The 17,370-nt window shown below is 74.3% G+C and carries 19 protein-coding genes; 9 read left to right on the top strand and 10 right to left on the bottom strand.

The window, feature by feature from the left end; all coding sequences use genetic code 11:
* Positions 1 to 27 precede the first annotated feature (27 nt).
* Genes ACNAW0_RS08595 through ACNAW0_RS08575 form a run of 5 tightly spaced genes read right to left on the bottom strand, consistent with a single transcriptional unit; the run spans position 28 to position 3,217 of the window.
* Positions 28 to 1,083 (bottom strand): hypothetical protein, encoded by a 1,056-nt coding sequence (locus tag ACNAW0_RS08595; RefSeq protein WP_416287209.1) that lies wholly within the window; start codon positions 1,081 to 1,083, stop codon positions 28 to 30.
* Complete coding sequence (locus ACNAW0_RS08590; protein ID WP_416287208.1) at positions 1,080 to 2,078, bottom strand: hypothetical protein; 999 nt, start codon at positions 2,076 to 2,078, stop codon at positions 1,080 to 1,082. Before ACNAW0_RS08590 ends, ACNAW0_RS08595 begins: the two co-directional genes overlap by 4 nt.
* A gap of 36 nt (positions 2,079 to 2,114) precedes the next feature.
* Positions 2,115 to 2,450, bottom strand: coding sequence for a hypothetical protein (locus ACNAW0_RS08585; protein WP_416287207.1), 336 nt, complete (start codon positions 2,448 to 2,450; stop codon positions 2,115 to 2,117).
* 21 nt (positions 2,451 to 2,471) lie between these two features.
* Positions 2,472 to 2,876: a YbaB/EbfC family nucleoid-associated protein gene (locus ACNAW0_RS08580; protein WP_416287206.1), complete on the bottom strand. Its 405-nt coding sequence runs from the start codon at positions 2,874 to 2,876 to the stop codon at positions 2,472 to 2,474.
* The gene (locus ACNAW0_RS08575) at positions 2,873 to 3,217 is read right to left on the bottom strand and encodes a YbaB/EbfC family nucleoid-associated protein (protein WP_416287205.1); all 345 of its coding nucleotides are present in this window, start codon (positions 3,215 to 3,217) and stop codon (positions 2,873 to 2,875) included. The genes ACNAW0_RS08580 and ACNAW0_RS08575 overlap by 4 nt, the downstream gene beginning before the upstream one ends.
* Before the next feature lie 220 nt (positions 3,218 to 3,437).
* On the opposite strand from ACNAW0_RS08575, the gene ACNAW0_RS08570 reads away from it, so the two are divergent.
* From ACNAW0_RS08570 to glmM, 5 genes are all read left to right on the top strand, one after another.
* Positions 3,438 to 3,698: a DUF6364 family protein gene (locus ACNAW0_RS08570; RefSeq protein WP_416287204.1), complete on the top strand. Its 261-nt coding sequence runs from the start codon at positions 3,438 to 3,440 to the stop codon at positions 3,696 to 3,698.
* Positions 3,688 to 3,981: a hypothetical protein gene (locus tag ACNAW0_RS08565; RefSeq protein WP_416287304.1), complete on the top strand. Its 294-nt coding sequence runs from the start codon at positions 3,688 to 3,690 to the stop codon at positions 3,979 to 3,981. The genes ACNAW0_RS08570 and ACNAW0_RS08565 overlap by 11 nt, the downstream gene beginning before the upstream one ends.
* Positions 3,982 to 4,175: 194 nt before the next feature.
* Positions 4,176 to 4,619 (top strand): 50S ribosomal protein L13, encoded by a 444-nt coding sequence (gene rplM / locus ACNAW0_RS08560; protein WP_416287203.1) that lies wholly within the window; start codon positions 4,176 to 4,178, stop codon positions 4,617 to 4,619.
* Positions 4,620 to 4,639: 20 nt separating this feature from the next.
* Positions 4,640 to 5,104 carry a 30S ribosomal protein S9 gene (gene rpsI, locus ACNAW0_RS08555; protein WP_416287202.1) on the top strand — a complete coding sequence of 155 codons (465 nt, stop codon included), beginning with the start codon at positions 4,640 to 4,642 and terminating at the stop codon, positions 5,102 to 5,104.
* 114 nt (positions 5,105 to 5,218) lie between these two features.
* Positions 5,219 to 6,574, top strand: a complete 1,356-nt coding sequence (glmM, locus tag ACNAW0_RS08550; RefSeq protein WP_416287201.1) for a phosphoglucosamine mutase — start codon at positions 5,219 to 5,221, stop codon at positions 6,572 to 6,574.
* A 51-nt stretch (positions 6,575 to 6,625) separates the two neighbouring features.
* Here glmM and ACNAW0_RS08545 read toward each other — a convergent pair whose 3' ends face one another.
* Genes ACNAW0_RS08545 through ACNAW0_RS08535 form a run of 3 tightly spaced genes read right to left on the bottom strand, consistent with a single transcriptional unit; the run spans position 6,626 to position 9,885 of the window.
* Positions 6,626 to 7,735 carry a threonine aldolase family protein gene (locus ACNAW0_RS08545; protein WP_416287200.1) on the bottom strand — a complete coding sequence of 370 codons (1,110 nt, stop codon included), beginning with the start codon at positions 7,733 to 7,735 and terminating at the stop codon, positions 6,626 to 6,628.
* Complete coding sequence (locus ACNAW0_RS08540) at positions 7,732 to 8,919, bottom strand: pyridoxal phosphate-dependent aminotransferase (RefSeq protein WP_416287199.1); 1,188 nt, start codon at positions 8,917 to 8,919, stop codon at positions 7,732 to 7,734. Before ACNAW0_RS08540 ends, ACNAW0_RS08545 begins: the two co-directional genes overlap by 4 nt.
* 57 nt (positions 8,920 to 8,976) lie before the next feature.
* Positions 8,977 to 9,885: an MmpS family transport accessory protein gene (locus ACNAW0_RS08535; protein ID WP_416287198.1), complete on the bottom strand. Its 909-nt coding sequence runs from the start codon at positions 9,883 to 9,885 to the stop codon at positions 8,977 to 8,979.
* A 256-nt stretch (positions 9,886 to 10,141) separates the two neighbouring features.
* Between ACNAW0_RS08535 and glmS the strand changes: the two genes are divergently transcribed.
* Positions 10,142 to 12,055 carry a glutamine--fructose-6-phosphate transaminase (isomerizing) gene (gene glmS, locus ACNAW0_RS08530; RefSeq protein ID WP_416287197.1) on the top strand — a complete coding sequence of 638 codons (1,914 nt, stop codon included), beginning with the start codon at positions 10,142 to 10,144 and terminating at the stop codon, positions 12,053 to 12,055.
* A 68-nt stretch (positions 12,056 to 12,123) separates the two neighbouring features.
* Here the strand turns inward: glmS and ACNAW0_RS08525 are convergent, their stop codons facing one another.
* Positions 12,124 to 13,743, bottom strand: a complete 1,620-nt coding sequence (locus ACNAW0_RS08525; protein WP_416287196.1) for an alpha/beta hydrolase — start codon at positions 13,741 to 13,743, stop codon at positions 12,124 to 12,126.
* A complete protein-coding gene (locus tag ACNAW0_RS08520; protein ID WP_416287195.1) occupies positions 13,740 to 14,036 on the bottom strand; it encodes a hypothetical protein in 297 nt (98 codons plus the stop codon). The genes ACNAW0_RS08525 and ACNAW0_RS08520 overlap by 4 nt, the downstream gene beginning before the upstream one ends.
* 230 nt (positions 14,037 to 14,266) lie before the next feature.
* On the opposite strand from ACNAW0_RS08520, the gene ACNAW0_RS08515 reads away from it, so the two are divergent.
* The 3 genes from ACNAW0_RS08515 to alr form a co-directional block, all read left to right on the top strand.
* Positions 14,267 to 14,635 carry a holo-ACP synthase gene (locus tag ACNAW0_RS08515; protein ID WP_416287194.1) on the top strand — a complete coding sequence of 123 codons (369 nt, stop codon included), beginning with the start codon at positions 14,267 to 14,269 and terminating at the stop codon, positions 14,633 to 14,635.
* Between the two features lie 55 nt (positions 14,636 to 14,690).
* Complete coding sequence (locus ACNAW0_RS08510; protein WP_416287193.1) at positions 14,691 to 16,160, top strand: NAD(P)H-hydrate dehydratase; 1,470 nt, start codon at positions 14,691 to 14,693, stop codon at positions 16,158 to 16,160.
* Positions 16,161 to 16,258: 98 nt separating this feature from the next.
* On the top strand, positions 16,259 to 17,370 hold a 1,112-nt coding region (alr, locus tag ACNAW0_RS08505), incomplete at its 3' end, for an alanine racemase (RefSeq protein ID WP_416287192.1).

Genomic DNA, 17,370 nt, shown 5'->3' with positions numbered 1-17,370 from the left:
CCGGACGGTGGTCGCCGCCGCTGATCCTCAGCGCATCCTCGGCTCGATCGTCGCCGTGAAGCCGGCCAGTTCGGTCGGCACGCGCTGCCGGCCATGGTTCGCGCGTACCTCCGTACGGGCGTCCACCCGCAGCTCCAGCCGGGTGACCTGCCCGGCGGCCACCCGTACCCGGACCGGTACGCGGCTGACCTCCGGCCGGTCCGGCGCGGGGGAGTGAACGGCCACCACGACCTCGTGCTCGCCGGGCGGCAGCCGGTACGCCCAGGTACGCCAGGAGAACGGGCGAGGGGCTCCGTCGATGGTGAGCGTCGGCCAGGGCACCCAGGAGTTCGGGTCGAGGGTCGCGGGCGTGCCCACCCGCATGCCGTTCCAGCGGTACTCCAGCCGGGCCGTGCCGGTCACCACGAGCGCACCGTGGGCGCCGTCGGTGAGCCCGGCCGGCGGTGCCCCGTCGGCGAGGAACATCCCGGTGTCGGCCGCCCGGACGTCCTCGGCCGCCTCGCGGGACGCCCGCACCCGGTAGGCCCGGTCGAGGTGGCGCTTGACGAGGCTGACCAGGGCCATGGCCGGCAGGGGGCTGAGCAGGAACGCGACCGCCAGCGGCGGGGTCACCGACAGGCCCGCCCGGGTGACCACCAGGGCGAACGCGGCCAGCACCGCGAGGGGCGCGAGCACCATCCACGCACCGGCGCCCGGTCGACGTCGGCCGGGCATGGGCACCAGCACCGACTGCGGCTGGCCGTACGGCACGGGCGTCCAGCAGTCCAGCTCGACGATCTCCCCGGCCGCCACCCGTACCCGTCGGACGGTATCCGCCGAGAAGCGGCCGCGTACCTCGACCAGATGCTCGCCCGGGGCGGTCACCACCACCATCCGGCCCAATCCCTGCCACATCGGGCGGTCGTCCACCCCGACCGCCTTGTATGCCTCCCAGGTGACGGGGTCCGTGCCCCGGGACCGCATGTGCACCGAGATCCCGGCCGTGCCGGCTGGGAGCGCCGGCCGCGGCTGCCCCGCCGACCAGGGCAGCACCGGCGCCTCCGGATACCCGGTCGCCGGGATCGACCGTTCCCTGCGGTTCACCTCTCCACGTCCAGGGCGTCGTCGATCTGCTGGTCGGACATGGTGGGACCGTCGGCCGTCACAGTCTCGGCGACGCTGGTGCTGACGCCGGAGAGCGGGCTGACCCAGTTGCGCCAGTCCGACAGGACGTCGATGCCGATCTTGCCGACGGTGGAGAGGGTCGCGCTGCTGCCGACCTCGATGACGCTCGTAGCGACCTTCGCCTGGAGGGCGGCGGGCAGCACCCGCTCCAGCAGCCGGCCGATCTTGACGAGCAGGGACACCACCTTGTCGATGATCCGGACGGCCCGGCTGGTCGCGACCGTGGCCTGCACCCCCGTGGCCGCGCCCGCCGCTGCGACGGAGCCGCCCAGGGTCGGCGCGGCGGCCGCCATCGCCATCGCCCACTCGATGATCATCCACTCGATCAGGGTGGCGATGATCGCGATGACGAGCTGCTGTGCGGCGGCCATGATCTTCGAGAAGAGGGTCAGCAGGCCGGCGATCGAGGCCGCCTCGCCGCCGGTGGCCTCGACGGCGTCGGCGAACTCCAGCAGCCGGGTCTTCGCGGCGGTCGCGTCCCGCCCCGCCCACTCGATCAGGTCGTCGGTGGCCGCCTGCCGGATCGCCGCGGCGAGCGGCACGAGCGCCCGGCCGAGCTGCTCCCACTGCCCGCCGTACGGCTCGATCCGTTCCGCGTTGCCGGTGACCAGGCTGAGCAGGTCCTCAAGCGGCTGCACGAAATCGATGAGGAAGGAGAGGCCGGCCGTGATGAGCCAGTTCAACGGGTCCGCGGCGAACGTCAGGCCGTTGCCGATCAGGTCGGTTGCCCCGGCCCACACGTCCGTCATCTCGCCCTCGGAGATGCCGGTGTAGACGCTCTTGACCGATCCGGCGAGGGGCACCACCGAGTCCCACCGGTAGTCGACCGCGTCGGTGATACCGAGATCGCCGGCGTACTGGCCGTCGGCGGGGGAGTTGTTGCTCAGGTAGGCGTCGTCATCGTTGGTCGTCACGAGTGCTGCTCCCGGTGCCGGTCGATGCGGTGCGGATCACTTGCCGCCGGAGAGTTTGTCCTGGAACCGCTGGAACGCCTGCTGCAACGCCTCGTCCAACTGCCGGTAGCGGTCGGCGGTGGCCTTGACCGCGCCGCCCTGCGAGGTCAGTGCCTTCGAGATCGCCCGGACGTGGTCCCGTGCCTGGTCGGCCTTGGTGTCGTACGGCCCCTTCATGAACGCCGCCCCGAGGGCGCCCCAGAGCACGTCCGGCGGGTCGGCCTGCGCGAGGCCGTCGGCGATCTGGTCGGCGCTCGTGGGGAGCGCCTTCAGCACCTCGGCGGTGCTGGTCAGCTTGTCGGACGGGACGACGACGCCGTCACCACCACCCACGCTGGCCTCCTCTCCCCTCGGTCACCAGCGCCGCTCGTCGCGCTGGTCGATGGTGTCCCGGATGTGCTCGGGGATCGCCTCGCGGACCAGGCCGACGGTGGAGACCCCACCGAACTCGGCGCCGAGCTCCGCGAGCTTGACCGCGCGGGCCGCCTGGGCCTCCCGGACCGCGCCGAGGATCATTCCGGCGAGGCGACCGCCGTGCCGCAGCGCCCCGTCCGCGATGTCCACGGTGGCCACCTGGCCGTTCTCGTCGACCTCGACCCGTACCGCGCCGTCGGCGGAGAAGCCCACACCGGTCAGCCCGCCGGCCTGCTCGGCGAACCGCTCGTAGCGCTCCACCATCTCGCGGTTGCGCTGCCGGATCCCGTCCAGGAACGCCAGCACCTCGTCCGGGTGCCGGAACTCGCGCGGCTGCCCGGTCACCGGTCCGCACCTGGGTCCCGGTCCAGCTCCGCCCTTAGCTGCGCGGGCGTCGGCAGCGGCGCGAAGGGCTCCCGGGTGTGCCCGTCGGTCAGCTCGCCGAGTGTCTCCGCCAGGTCCCGCTGGAGCAGCCCGTTCGCCTCGCGGATCGTGCGGACCACCAGGTCGCCCAGCTCGGCCCCCGAATAGCGGAAGGCGCGCGAGCTGAGGTGCAGCTCCCGGACGGAGCCGCCCGGGCCGACGACCACCGTCACCGCGTGGTCCTCGCTGGTCAGCTCCGTCGACGCCGCAGCGACCGCCTCCCGTATCCGGCGCGCCCGTTCGGCGATGGCCTGCGGGTCCACGCTGAGATACCTCCTCCGATCGGGATGCAAGGATGTGGATCACTGAGCACCCTACGGGCGGGTGGGTTGTCCTGTCCGCCCCCGACGGGTCGAATGGCGGACAGAGTCCCCCGCTCGGCCGATGGGTCCCACTCCCGCCAGACTGTGGCGCGGTGTCCGGTTCGCCGAACGGTGCGAGCGGGGATGACTGGTGGTCATACCAATGGGTAGTCTCACGGGCATGACCGCAAAGGTGACGCTGTCGTTCTCCGACGAGACGATCGAGGACGCGCGCCGGTTCGCCGAGCGGGAAGGGCTCTCCCTCTCCGCCTGGATGGACCAGGCGGCGCGGGAGAAGGCGCTGCGCGAGGTCTTCACCGCGCACGCCGCCGCTGTCGGGCGCGCCGGGCTGGACCTGGAGTCCGCCGCCCTGGCCGACGCCCAGGAGGCCGCGATGATCGACGACGCCCTCTTCGGTGGCGGGCGCCCGCGTGCTGCGTAGGGGCGAGGTCTGGCGCATCTCGGGCGCCCGGGAACGGTTCGGACTGGTGATCAGCTCCGACGTCTACAACTCCACCGACGTGCCGATCGTGATCGTGGCCGAGGTGGTCGAGGAGTCGTTGCTGCGCGACTCGCCCCTGGCCGTGTCGATGGGCGGGTACGTGGTGATGCCCGACCGGCTCTCCTCGCCCATGAAGAAGTGGTTCACCGAGTGCGTGGAGGTGGCCGACACCGAGACCATGCGGCGGGTCGGCCGGGCGCTGCGTATCCTCCAGGAACTCTGATGGCACGGGCCGCGCGGGGTGGTACCCCGTTTTGACCTGCCGCCGGGCGGCCGGGTATCGTTGCCTGCTGTTGTACGACATTCAGAGGCGTGCCGCATCAGGTACGCTTGGTCGTTCGTGCGCGCTGGTTCGGCTGGGAAGCCCCGGTCACCTCGGCGCGCGACCCCAGACCGACGACGAGACAAGGTAGACCTGTGCGTACGTACAGCCCGAAGCCGGGTGAGATCGAGCGTCAGTGGCACGTCATCGACGCCTCTGATGTCGTGCTGGGCCGCCTGGCGACCCACGCCGCCACGCTGCTGCGTGGCAAGCACAAGCCGACTTTCGCGCCGCACGTCGACACGGGCGACTTCGTCGTCATCGTGAACGCGGGCAAGGTCGCGCTGACCGGCAACAAGCGCCAGCAGAAGATCGCCTACCGCCACTCCGGTTACCCGGGTGGTCTGAAGCAGGTCGGCTACGACGAGCTGCTCACCAAGCGTCCCGAGCGGGCCATCGAGCTGGCCGTGAAGGGGATGCTCCCGCACAACAAGCTCGGCCGCCAGATGATCAAGAAGCTGAAGGTCTACGCCGGCGCGGAGCACCCGCACGGCGCGCAGCAGCCGGTGCCGTTCGAGATCAAGCAGATCGCGCAGTGAGCGCGGGCGAAGGAAACAGCATGACCGACATCACCGTCACCGAGGTCGCCCCCGAGGCCGCCGAGGCGCCGGCGCCCGTCGCCCGCGCGCCTCGTGGCGACCGCCCGATCCAGACCGTGGGTCGGCGCAAGGAGGCCATCGTCCGGGTCCGCATCGTCGCCGGCAGTGGCAAGATCACCTGCAACGGCCGTGACCTCGAGGCCTACTTCCCGAGCAAGGTGCACCAGCAGCTCATCAAGGACCCGCTGGTGACCGCTGAGAAGGCCGAGGCGTTCGACGTGATCGCCAACCTCCGTGGCGGCGGCACCACCGGTCAGGCGGGCGCGCTGCGCCTCGCCATCGCCCGGGCGCTGATCGTGAACGAGCCGGACGACCGCCCGGCCCTGAAGAAGGCCGGCTTCCTGACCCGTGACGCCCGGGTCAAGGAGAGCAAGAAGTACGGCCTCAAGAAGGCTCGTAAGGCTCCCCAGTACTCGAAGCGCTGATCATCAGCGGCACCTTGTACTTCTGACGGACGGCCGGGTCCGCCTCCCCACCGGGGAGGTGGGCCCGGCCGTTCCGCTTCTCCCAGTGGCAGTCCCATCGGAGGTTGGCGGGTTATGGGCCGGTTGTTCGGCACGGACGGCGTACGCGGGCGCGCGAACGCGGATCTCACCCCGGAGTTGGCGCTCGCGGTGGCGGTCGCCGCCGCCCATACGCTCGCGGAGACGGACCGGAGCCATCCGCCGCTCGCCGTGGTCGGCCGGGACACCCGGGCCAGCGGCGAGATGCTGGAGGCCGCCGTGGTCGCCGGACTCACCAGCGCCGGCGCCAACGTGGTGCGTGTCGGGGTGCTGCCCACCCCGGCGGTGGCGTTCCTCACCGCCGAGGCCAAGGCCGACCTGGGGGTGATGCTCTCCGCCTCGCACAACCCGATGCCGGACAACGGGATCAAGCTTTTCGCCGCCGGCGGGCACAAGCTGCCCGACGAGATCGAGATGCGGATCGAGGCGGCCGTCGAGGCGAACGCCACGACCGCCTGGGAGCGCCCGATCGGTGCCGGCGTGGGCCGGGTGCACGACCTGCTCGACGGCGCCGACCACTACGTCCAGCACCTGGTCGGCACCGTGCCGCACCGGCTGGACGGGGTCAAGGTGGTGGTCGACTGCGCCAACGGCGCGGCCGCCGAGGTCGCCCCGGCGGCGTACCAGGAGGCCGGCGCCGAGGTGATCGCGATCTGCGCCGAGCCGGACGGGCTCAACATCAACGACGACTGCGGCTCCAACCACCTCGACGCGCTGCGGGCCGCCGTGGTGGCGCACGGCGCGCACCTGGGCATCGCCCACGACGGGGACGCCGACCGCTGCGTCGCGGTGACCGCCGACGGCGACGAGGTCGACGGCGACCAGGTGATGGCGATTCTCGCCCTGGGCATGCGCGAGGCCGGCGAGCTGACTCAGGACACCCTGGTCGCCACCGTGATGAGCAACCTCGGCCTGCGCCTGGCCATGTCCGCGCAGGGCATCCGGCTGGTCGAGACCAAGGTCGGCGACCGGTACGTGCTGGAGGAGTTGCGCGCCTCCGGCCTCGCCCTCGGCGGCGAGCAGAGCGGGCACATCGTCATGCCGGCGTACGCGACCACCGGCGACGGCGTGCTCACCGGGCTGCACCTGATGTCCCGGATGGCGGCCACCGGCAAGTCGCTCGCCGAGCTGGCCGGCGTGGTCACCAAGCTGCCCCAGGTGCTGATCAACGTGCCGGTGGGCGACCGGACCGTGGGCTCCGCCGCGCCGGCCGTCCGCGCCGAGGTGGAGCGGGCCGAGGCCGAGCTGGGCGAGACGGGCCGGGTGCTGCTGCGTCCCTCCGGCACCGAGCCACTGGTCCGGGTCATGGTCGAGGCGGCCACCGAGGCCACCGCCCGTTCCGTCGCCGAGCGGATCGCCGCGCAGGTACGGACCGCCAGCCCGGCCGGCTGAACCGTCGATGCGGTAGCCGCGGCCGTGACGTGTCTGGTGGCGTGCGGCCGCTCAGCGCTGCGACAGCCGGCGCAGGAAGCGGTCGGCCAGTTCGGTGACCTGGTCGGCGTCCAGTTCCAGCGCCGGGCCGTCGACCGTCACCTCGGCCAGCGCGATCCCGGGCACCTCGGTGTCGCGCCAGCCGCCGACGAACCATGCCTTCTCCTCCTCGGCGAGGGCCAGGTTGGCGGCGTTGAGCGCCTCCGCCGGATGCGGCAGCCAGAGCCGGAACTGGTGGGTGTGCGGCGGTGCCGGGTGCACCCGCGCGCCGGGCAGGGTGGCCAGGGCCGCGGCCACCACCTTCGCGTGCGCCACGTAGCCGGGCAGCCGGGGCAGCTCGTGCGCCAGGCCGGCGAGCGCCGCGAGCGCGGCGGGCCACTGCTGGAACAGGTTCCCGCCGTAGCGGTGCCGCCAGACGCGGGCGTACCGCACCAGCTCGGCGGAGCCGGCCAGCGCCGCCCCGGAGAGGCCGCCGAGGGACTTGTAGAACGAGACGTACGTGCTGTCGGCCAGGGCGGCGATCTCGGCCGCCGGGTGCCCGAGGTGGACGGTCGACTCCCAGAGCCGGGCGCCGTCCAGGTGTACCCGGGCACCCTGCTGCCGGGCCGCGCCGACCGCCGCCACCAGCTCGTCCCACGTCGGCAGCACGAAGCCTGCGTCCCGCAGCGGCAGTTCCAGCAGCAACGTGCCGATCGGCTCGTCGAGCGCGCCGATCTCGTCGGCCGTCGGGTTGCGCGGCGCGCTCGTGGTCAGCACCGCCCGCAGCCCGCCGAGCACGGCGTACGCGTCCCGTTCGTGCAGCAGCGGGTGGCTGAGCGGGTGCAGGCCGACCCCGTCCCGGCCGGTCAGCTCGGCGCCGTACCGCATGGCGACCTGCTGGGCCATGGTGCCGGTGGGGAAGAAGGCGACGGCCTCGACGCCGAGCAGCTCGCCGACCCGGCGTTCCAGCTCCTCGACCGCGCCGCCCTCGCCGTAGAAGTCGGGCAGCAGGTCGTCGGCCGCGGTGGCCCGGATCATCGCCAGCTGCTCGGCCACCAACGCCGGCCGCACGCCGGAGAGCACGGTGTCGCAGCCGCGCTGCGCGGTGACCCGGCGGAGCCGGGCAGCGTACGCGTCGGTCATCGTTCCCCCTTCAGCCGGCGCAGCCGGGACACCGCCTCGGTCAGCACCTCGGGCCGCTTGCAGAAGGCGAACCGGACCAGCCGCCGCCCCGCCTCCGCGTGGTCGTAGAAGACCTGGGTCGGCACCGCCACCACGCCGCAGCGCTCCGGCAGCGACCGGCAGAACTCCACCCCGTCCCGGCCGCCGAGCGGGGTGACGTCGGCCGTGACGAAGTACGTGCCCTCCGGGGCGAGCACGTCGAACCCGGCGTCGACGAGCCCGGCGACCAACTGGTCCCGCCGCCGCTGCATGCCGTCGGCGAAGTCGGCGAAGTACGCGTCCGGCAGGGCGAGCGCCACCGCGACGGCCGGTTGCAGCGGCCCGGCGTTGACGAAGGTGAGGAACTGCTTCACCCGCAGCACCGCGGCGACCAGCGACGCCGGCCCGCTCACCCAGCCGACCTTCCAGCCCGTACAGGAGAAGGTCTTGCCGGCCGAGGAGATCCGCAACGTCCGCTCCCGCATGCCGGGGAGCGTCGCCAGCGGCAGGTGCGGTGCGGCCGCGTCGGTGAAGACCAGGTGCTCGTACACCTCGTCGGTGACCGCGTACGCGTCGTGTTCCCGGCACAGCTGTGCGACCAGGGTCAGTTCGTCGGCGGTGAAGACCTTGCCGGTCGGGTTGTGCGGCGAGTTCAACAGCACCAGCCGGGTACGCGGCCCGAACGCGGCCCGCAGCTCGGCCGGGTCGAAGGCGTACCGGCCGTCGGCGGTTGGACGCAGCGTGACCGGCCGGCGGACCGCACCGGCCAGCGCGATCGAGGCGGCGTACGAGTCGTAGTACGGCTCGAAGCAGACCACCTCGTCGCCCGGCTCGCACAGCGCGAGGATGCTGGCGGCGATCGCCTCGGTGGCACCGGCGGTCACCACGATCTCGCCGTCCGGGTCGTACTCGAGGTTCCAGAAGCGGCGCTGGTGGGCCGCGACGGCCGCGCGCAGCGCCGGGAGGCCCGGCCCCGGCGGGTACTGGTTGTGCCCGGAGCGCAGCGCCTCGGCGGCCGCGGCGAGCATCTCCGGCGGGCCGTCGGTGTCGGGGAAGCCCTGCCCGAGGTTGACCGCGCCGGTGCGGACGGCGAGGGCGGACATCTCGGCGAAGATGGTGGTGCCGAACGGCCGCATCCGGGCCACCAGCGGATCGGTCGTCGTCACGCGGGCCAGCCTACGGCCCGGCGCGGAAGCCGCAAGACCACCCGGTCCCGGCCGATGTCACCAGCCGAAGCAGGCCATCCCCCACTTGCCCGAGTTCTCGGAGACGACCTTCCCGTTGATGGTGATCCGGCAGGTCGCGTCGCCCGGGCCGACGGCCGACGCGATGAGCTGCACCCGCTCGCGGTCGTTGGCGGTGAACGCCATCCGCCACGGCGTTCGCACCCCATCGATCTGGAAGAAGTCGCCGTTGGCGTCGTAGAACTGGAGGTCCACGGCGCCGGTGCCGGTCACCTCGTAGACGACCGTCAGCTCGCCGGGCCCGCCCGACGGTGCGGTGGCCGGGTCGCGGAGCGGTGCCGCGGTGATGCCTTCCTCGTCGGGCACGCCGTAGCCGGGGTCGTACGGCTCGCCGGACTCCACCTGCTCGTCGTTGAAGCTGCCGAGCAGGCCCAGGCCGACGCAGCCGCAGAAGGCGAGCACCAGGACGGCGACCACGCTCACCACGACCGCCGGAACCCAGCCGTTGTTCCTTCGGGGCGGCGTCGACCCGGGGTACGCGTACGGCGGCGGGTAACCGGTCGGCGGCCAGGCCGGCGCGGGGTGCCCGGGCCAGGGATGCCCGGGTGGCGGGGGAGCGCCGCCCGGCGCCGGCGGCGCCGGCGGTGCCGGGTACGGCCCGCCGAACGGTCCCGGTGGTCCGGACGGGAAGGGGTGCCCGGCCGGGGTGGGCGTGCCCGGCCCTCCGGCGGTGCCGCTGGTGCTGCCGGGCTCTCCGATGGCGCCGGTCCCTACGGTGGCGGTCGGCACGTCGGCGCGCGACCAGGGCGTCGGCGGCGCCCAGGGCGCCGGGGCGGCCAGCGGGTCCGGCGGCGTCCACGGCATGGCTGCCGGGACGGCCGGCGGCGCGGTGGGGTCGGTCGGGCCCTCGCTGGCGGAAGGATCGGGGATGGGCGTTGGGTCGGACATCAGCTCAGCTCGCAGGGGGTCGGGCGGACACGACCGCGGGAGGGTGGGCACGTCTGGGGTCGGGCGGCCGACGTGGCCAGGGCCCTCAATGTAAGGGACCGTGGCTCGTCCCGCGCCCCGCGCTTCGCGCACCCGGAGGTCACCCCTGGCGGTTTGTCCGATCCACTCCCTTCGTCCATCCGTCCGCTCAAATTCAGTGATCGTTTACCCGGCTTCCGCGCACACGCCATGAGCGAAACTGGGTTAGGCTGCGGCCATGTGTGGAATCGTGGGTTACGCCGGCGCGCGCCCGGCGCTCGGCATCGTGCTCGACGGACTGCGGCGGCTGGAGTACCGGGGCTACGACTCGGCCGGCGTGGCCGTCGTCTGCGACGACGAGCTGCTGATCGAGAAGAAGGCCGGCAAGCTGGCCAACCTGGAGAAGGTCCTCGCCGAGCGGGCCGCCCGCGACCCGGAGGCCTGTGCCGCCAGCCCGATCGGCATCGGCGACGGCACCACCGGCATCGGCCACACCCGGTGGGCCACCCACGGCGGGCCGACCGACCGCAACGCCCACCCGCACCGGGCCCCCGACGGCCGGGTCGCGGTGATCCACAACGGCATCATCGAGAACTTCGCCAAGCTCCGCGCCGAGCTGGAGGACGACGGCGTCGAGTTCGCCAGCGACACCGACACGGAGTGCGCCGCGCACCTGCTCGCCCGCGCCCTGGCCGGCCTGCGCGCGGCCGGCGAGGTCGACAGCCCGCAGCTGCTCGCCTCCGCGATGCGGCTGGTCTGCCAGCGGCTGGAGGGCGCCTTCACCCTGCTCGCCGTCGACGCCGGCATCCCCGGCGCGGTGGTCGGCGCCCGGCGCAACTCGCCCCTCGTGGTCGGCCGCGGCGACGGGGAGAACTACCTGGCCAGCGACGTGGCCGCGTTCATCGAGCACACCCGCGACGCGGTCGAGCTGGGCCAGGACCAGATCGTCCTGATCACGCCGGACGACATCGAGATCACCGACTTCGCCGGCCAGCCCGCCACCGGCAAGGACTTCCACATCGACTGGGACTCGTCGGCTGCCGAGAAGGGCGGCTACGACTACTTCATGCTCAAGGAGATCGAGGAGCAGCCGCAGGCGATCGCCGACACCCTGCTCGGCCGGCTCACCGAGACCGGTGAGATCGCCCTCGACGAGGTCCGCCTCAGCGAGCAGGACCTGCGCGACGTCGACAAGATCTTCATCATCGCCTGCGGCACCTCCTACCACGCCGGGATGGTCGCCAAGTACGCGATCGAGCACTGGACCCGGATCCCCTGCGAGGTCGAGCTGGCCAGCGAGTTCCGCTACCGCGACCCGGTGCTGGACCGCTCCACCCTGATCGTGGTGATCTCGCAGTCCGGCGAGACCATGGACACCCTGATGGCCCTGCGCCACGCCAAGGAGCAGAAGGCCCGCGTGCTGGCCATCTGCAACACCAACGGCTCCACCATCCCGCGCGAGTCCGACGCTGTCCTCTACACGCACGGCGGCCCGGAGATCGCGGTCGCCTCGACCAAGGCGTTCCTCACCCAGCTCGTGGCGTGCTATCTGATCGGCCTGCACCTGGCTCAGGTACGCGGGATCAAGTTCGCCGACGAGGTGGGCGCGGTCGTGGCCCAGCTCCAGGAGGTGCCGGGCAGGCTGCGCGAGCTGCTCGACCGGATCGAGCCGGTCCGGGAGCTCGCCCGCGAGCTGAAGTCCGAGCCCACCGTGCTCTTCATCGGCCGGCACGTCGGCTACCCGGTGGCGCTGGAGGGCGCGCTGAAGCTCAAGGAACTGGCGTACATGCACGCCGAGGGCTTCGCCGCCGGCGAGCTGAAGCACGGACCGATCTCGCTCATCGACACCGGCACCCCGGTGATCTGCATCGTGCCGTCGCCGATCGGCCGGAGCATGCTGCACGACAAGGTCGTCTCCAACATCCAGGAGGTGCGGGCCCGAGGCGCCCGCACCATCGTGATCGCGGAGGAGGGCGACGAGGCCGTCGTGCGGTACGCGGACCACCTGATCTACGTGCCGCGGGTGCCCACGCTGCTGGCGCCGCTGGTGACCACGGTGCCGCTCCAGGTGCTGGCCGCCGAGATCGCCGCCGCCCGCGGACACGACGTCGACCAGCCGCGCAACCTGGCCAAGTCGGTCACCGTCGAGTAGTCGATCTGGTTCGCGGCCGCTTCGCCTCGCGGTGGCGGGGCCGCGACGTGTCCGGCCCGGCGGCGCGCTCATCGGCCCAGCACGATCCGGGCCATGCCGTCCAGCGCCGGGTTGCCTTGTTCCCAGTAGCCGGTGTGGCCGTACCGGCCGCTGGGAAAGCGCCGGCCGCCGAAGCCCGGGTCGCTCGGGTCGTGCCCGAACCACAGCTCGTGGCCGTCGAGCGCGGCCGCCGCCGGACCGAGTGGCGTCGCGGCCAGCACCGCCCGGCGGGCCAGCTCCTCGGGCGGCCGGGCCAGCCGGATCACGTCGTCCGGCGCGGTGCTGGCCCAGACCTGGCCGGGCAGCATGTGCAGCTCGCCGGCGTGCTCGACGCCGACCCCGGGAGAGCCGACGAAGACCAGCGCGTCGGCGCTCAGCCCGTGGTCGCGGGCCGCGATGCCGACCACCACCGAGCCGTAGCTGTGGCCGAGCACCGTCTGCCGGGCCGGCGGGACGTCGTGCGAGGCACGGAGCCCCTCCTGGAACCGGTGAAGTGCCGGCCCGGCGTCCTCAGCCTGCCGGGAGCGGGCCGCCTCGGGCAGGAAGTCCGGCGCGTCGTAGTCCAGCCAGAGCACCGCCGCCGTCTCCTCGCCCGGTCCGAGCGCCGCGCACCGGTCCAGCACCCGGGCGGCCCGGCCCAGCTCGCCTGGGGCGTCGGCGAGGTCCGCGGTCATTCCCGGGACGTACGTCAGCACCGCGCCGGCCCGGTCCGGGTTACCCAACGCCACCACCGCGCGCCCGTCCCCGGCGGGATCCAGCCCGAGCAGGTACGCCCGGGGCGCTCCCGTCGCGGCCAGCCGCCGGCCCAGCGTGTCGAGGCCGCGCAGGGCCGCCTCGACCCGGGCGAGCCGGGCCACCCGGGCCAGCTCGGCCAGGCCCGGCGGCAGCGGCGCCAGCAACCGTCGGCGTCGGGCCGCCAGCTCCTCGCGTCGCCCGGCCAGCAGCAGCCGGTTGGCCTGGTCCCGGGCGGCCACCGGCACCCCGTCGAGTCGACCGACAAGGGCCGGCTCCTGCCCGACCAGCCAGCGGCGCTCGGCCGGGGTGAGCCCGGCCCACCAGCGGCTGACCTCGGCCGGGCCGGCTCCGGGCGACGGCCGCCAGGCGGGCGGGACGTTGACCCAGCCGGTGACCGCCGCCGTCGTCAACTCACCGAGCCGGGCGGCGGCCTCCCGGTCCGCCGCACCAGCCAGCGCCAGCGCGCCGCGTACCTCGGCCGCCACCTCGGTCAGCGCCGGCCTGAGCCGGTCAACGGGGCGGGGGCGGGCCGGATCGGGCCGGACCGCCCCCGCCCGGTCCACCAGCAGGCCGCCCGCGTCGGCGTGCGCCACCGCGGCCGCGAGCCGGGCCTTCGCCGCAGCCAGCCGGGCGGCGAACTCGGCGAGCACCTGGTCGACCTCGATCAGCGCGGGCAGCACGTCGGTCAGCGCTCCGCGCAGCCCGCCGACCCGCCCGCGCGCCGCGCTGGCGGCCCCACCGGACCAGCCGGTACCCAGGGCGGCGATCCGGGCGTCCAGCCCGTCAGCCCGTCGCCGGACCGGGTCGGTGAGCCCGCGCCAGGCCGATCCGGCGGTGGCCCAGGCGCCCGGGTCCGCCCGCCAGAGCTGGGCGTAGCCGGCCGGCGTGGACGTCGATGCCCCGGCGCCGCTCACCGGGGTATCCCGGCCAGCCGTCGGGCGGCCCGGTCGTCCACCGCCTCGTAGCCGTCGGCGGCCGCCCGGACCGCCTCGGCGGTGGCCGCCAGCCGGGCGGCGAGCGTCCCGCACCAGCGGTGCGTCGCCGCCTCCAGCTCGGCCAGCGCCACCCCGACCCGCCAGCCGTCGGCCGGCGGCACCAGCCCGGGCGGGCCGGCCAGCGACTGCGCCACCAGGTACGCGTCGTCGCCCAGCTCCCGGGCGACCCCGCGCAGCAGCTCCGGCTCGACGGCGTACGGCTCCTCGGTCATCGGTGCCTCCCCGCGGCACAGGCCGCCGACGGAGGACGCCGGCGGCGGAACGGACACACCCTCGCCAACGGTGGGCGGATCGGGCAACGGGGACGCTAGGTGCCGGATGGCCGCCCGCGCCCGCCCTGTGGACAACCGGCGGGGGGCGTACCAGCGGGTTGTCCACAGGCGTTGCCCACCGCGCAACCGGTGGCTAATCTGCGGCGGCGACCGCCGGTAGGGTGAGCTTCGTGATCGTGGCTGTCGGCATCGACGTCGTGCTGGTGGACCGGTTCGCCCGGGCCCTGGCGCGGACGCCGCTGCTCGCCGACCGCCTCTTCAGCGAGGCCGAGCGGTACACCCGCTCCGGCAACCCGCGCTCGCCCGAGTCCCTGGCCGCCCGCTTCGCGGCGAAGGAGGCGGTGGCCAAGGCGCTCGGCGCGCCGGCGGGGTTGAGCTGGCACGACTGCGAGATCGTGCCGGATCCGGACGGCCGGCCCTGGCTGACCGTTTCCGGCACGGTGGCCGCCGCGGCGGCCGAACGAGGGATCAACCGCTGGCATGTGTCGTTGTCGCACGACGGCGGTATCGCGTCGGCGATGGTGGTCGCGGAACGGTGAGCCGACCGGGCGGGCCGGCCGGTCCGCCCGGGACGTACGGACAGGACGGGGTGGCATGAGACCGGTGTGGCGGGTCGCGGACGTACGCGCGGCGGAGGCCGGCCTGATGGCCACCCTCCCGCCGGGGACGCTGATGCAGCGCGCCGCCGCCGGCCTGGCCCGCCGCTGCGCGCTGCTGCTCGCCGATCGGGGCGGCGTCTACGGCGCCCGGGTGCTGCTGCTGGTCGGCTCCGGCGACAACGGCGGCGACACCCTGTACGCGGGCACACAGCTCGCCCGGCGGGGTGCGGCGGTGTCCGCCCTGCTGCTCACCCCCGGCCGGGCGCACGCCGAAGGGTTGGCCGCGCTGCGGGCCGCCGGCGGACGCCTCGTCGACCGGCCCCCGGCCCTTGTGGACCTGGTGCTCGACGGCATTGTCGGGATCGGTGGCACCGGGGGGCTGCGGGAGACGGCCGAGCAGCTCGCCGCGAGCCTGGCGGAGCGCTGCGGGCGGGACGGCACCCGGGCCACCGTGGTGGCGGTGGACGTGCCGAGCGGTGTCGCGGTGGACACCGGGCACGTGCCACTCTCCGCCGCCGGCCGCCCCTGCGCGGTACGCGCCGACGTGACGGTCGCCTTCGGCGCGCTGAAGCCGGCCCTGGTGGTCGGGCCGGCCGCCACGCTCGCCGGGCACGTCGAGCTGGTCGACATCGGGCTGGAGCCGTGGCTGCGCGGCACCCCGGCGTTGCGGGTCACCGAGTGGTCGGACGTCGCCGACTGGTGGCCGCGGCTGGGCCCCTCATCGGAGAAGTACCGCCGGGGCGTGGTCGGAGTGGCGACCGGCTCGGCCACGTACCCCGGCGCCGCCGTGCTCTCGATCGGCGGCGCGCTGGCCGGGCCCACCGGCATGGTCCGCTACGCGGGCGGTGCCCGTGCCGAGGTGCTGCACCAGCACCCGTCGGTGATCGCCACCGGCCGGGTCGCCGACGCCGGCCGGGTGCAGGCCTGGGTCTGCGGCTCCGGGCTGGGCACCGGCGAGGAGGCCGCGACCGAGCTACGCACCGTGCTCAGCGCGCCGGTGCCGGCGGTGCTCGACGCGGACGCGCTCACCCTGCTGGTCGACGGCGCGATGGCGGACCTGTTGCGCAAGCGGGACGCGCCGATCGTGGTGACCCCGCACGACCGGGAGTACGCCCGGCTGTGCGGGGAGACCCCGGGCTCGGACCGGGTGGGGGCCGCCCTGCGGCTGGCCGCCTGGATGAACGCGGTGGTGCTGCTCAAGGGCGACCGCACGATCATCGGCACCCCCGACGGCCGGGCGTACGTCAACTCGACGGGCACTTCGGTGCTGGCTACCGGGGGCACCGGCGACGTGCTGGCCGGCCTGCTGGGCTCGCTGCTCGCCGCCGGGATGCCGGCCGAGCGGGCGGCCGCCGCGGCGGCGTACCTGCACGGGCTGGCCGGCCGGGAGGCAGCCCGGGGCGGTCCGGTGACCGCGCCCGACGTGGCGACCGCGCTTCGCCCGGTGATCGCCCGCCTGGGCTGACCGCGCCGGCCGGCTGCCCCGCGTACCCCGGCCCGACCGGCGGGTCGGACCGGGCGACTCACGGCCGCCGCGATCAGCGGCGGAAGTAGGCTGGGGGCATGTGGCAGTCGGAGGTGCGCGTCGACCTGGACGCGATCCGGGAGAATGTGGCCCAGCTCAAGGCGGGCACCAGCGCCGAGCTGATGGCAGTGGTGAAGGCCGACGGCTACGGCCACGGCATGGCCCCGGCCGCCCGCGCCGCGCTCGACGCCGGCGCGGACTGGCTCGGGGTCTGCACCCTCGACGAGGCGCTCACCCTGCGCCGGGAGGGGATCACCGCGCCCGTGCTGGCCTGGCTGCTGGCCCCGGGGCTGCCGCTGCACGACGGCGTCGCCGTCGGCATCGACCTGGGCTGCGCGAGCCTCACCCAGCTGGACGAGCTGGTCGAGGCGGGCCTCCGGGCGGACCGGCCGGCCCGGGTGCACCTGAAGATCGACACCGGCCTGTCGCGCGGTGGAGCGACCGTCGCCGACTGGCCCGCCCTGCTCGAGGCCGCGGCGAAGGCCCAGGCCGACGGCCTGGTCGAGGTGGTCGGGGTGTGGAGCCACTTCGCGTACGCGGACTCGCCCGGCCACCCCACCATCGACCGCCAGCTCGCCGTCTTCGAGGAGGGGCTGGCCATGGCCGAGAAGGCGGGGCTGCGCCCCCGCTACCGGCACCTGGCCAACTCGGCGGCCACGCTGACCCGCCGGGACGCCCACTTCGACCTGGTCCGCCCCGGCCTGGCCATCTACGGCCTCTCCCCGGTGGCCGGCGAGCGGTTCGGCCTGCGCCCGGCGATGACCGCCCGGGCCCGGGTGATGCTGACCAAGCGGGTCCCGGCCGGCAGCGGCGTGTCGTACGGCCACACCTACCTCACCGAGCGGGAGGCCAACCTGGCCGTGGTCCCGCTCGGGTACGCCGACGGGGTGCCCCGGCACGCCTCCAGCACCGGCCCGGTGCAGCTCGGTGGCAAGCGGCGGACCATCTCCGGCCGGGTCTGCATGGACCAGTTCGTGCTGGACTGCGGCGACGACGAGGTGGCGGCCGGCGACGTGGCGACGCTCTTCGGCAGCGGCGCGGACGGCGAGCCCACCGCCGACGACTGGGCCGAGGCGGCCGGCACGATCAACTACGAGATCGTGACCCGGTTCGGCGGGGTCCGGGTGCCCCGCGTCTACGACGGCGAGCG

It is taken from the genome of Micromonospora sp. SL1-18 (assembly GCF_047921505.1).
In the GTDB taxonomy this organism is placed as follows: domain Bacteria; phylum Actinomycetota; class Actinomycetes; order Mycobacteriales; family Micromonosporaceae; genus Micromonospora.
The sequence above is the reverse complement of the archived record's forward strand: the minus strand, read 5'-3'. Positions and strand labels throughout refer to the sequence as shown.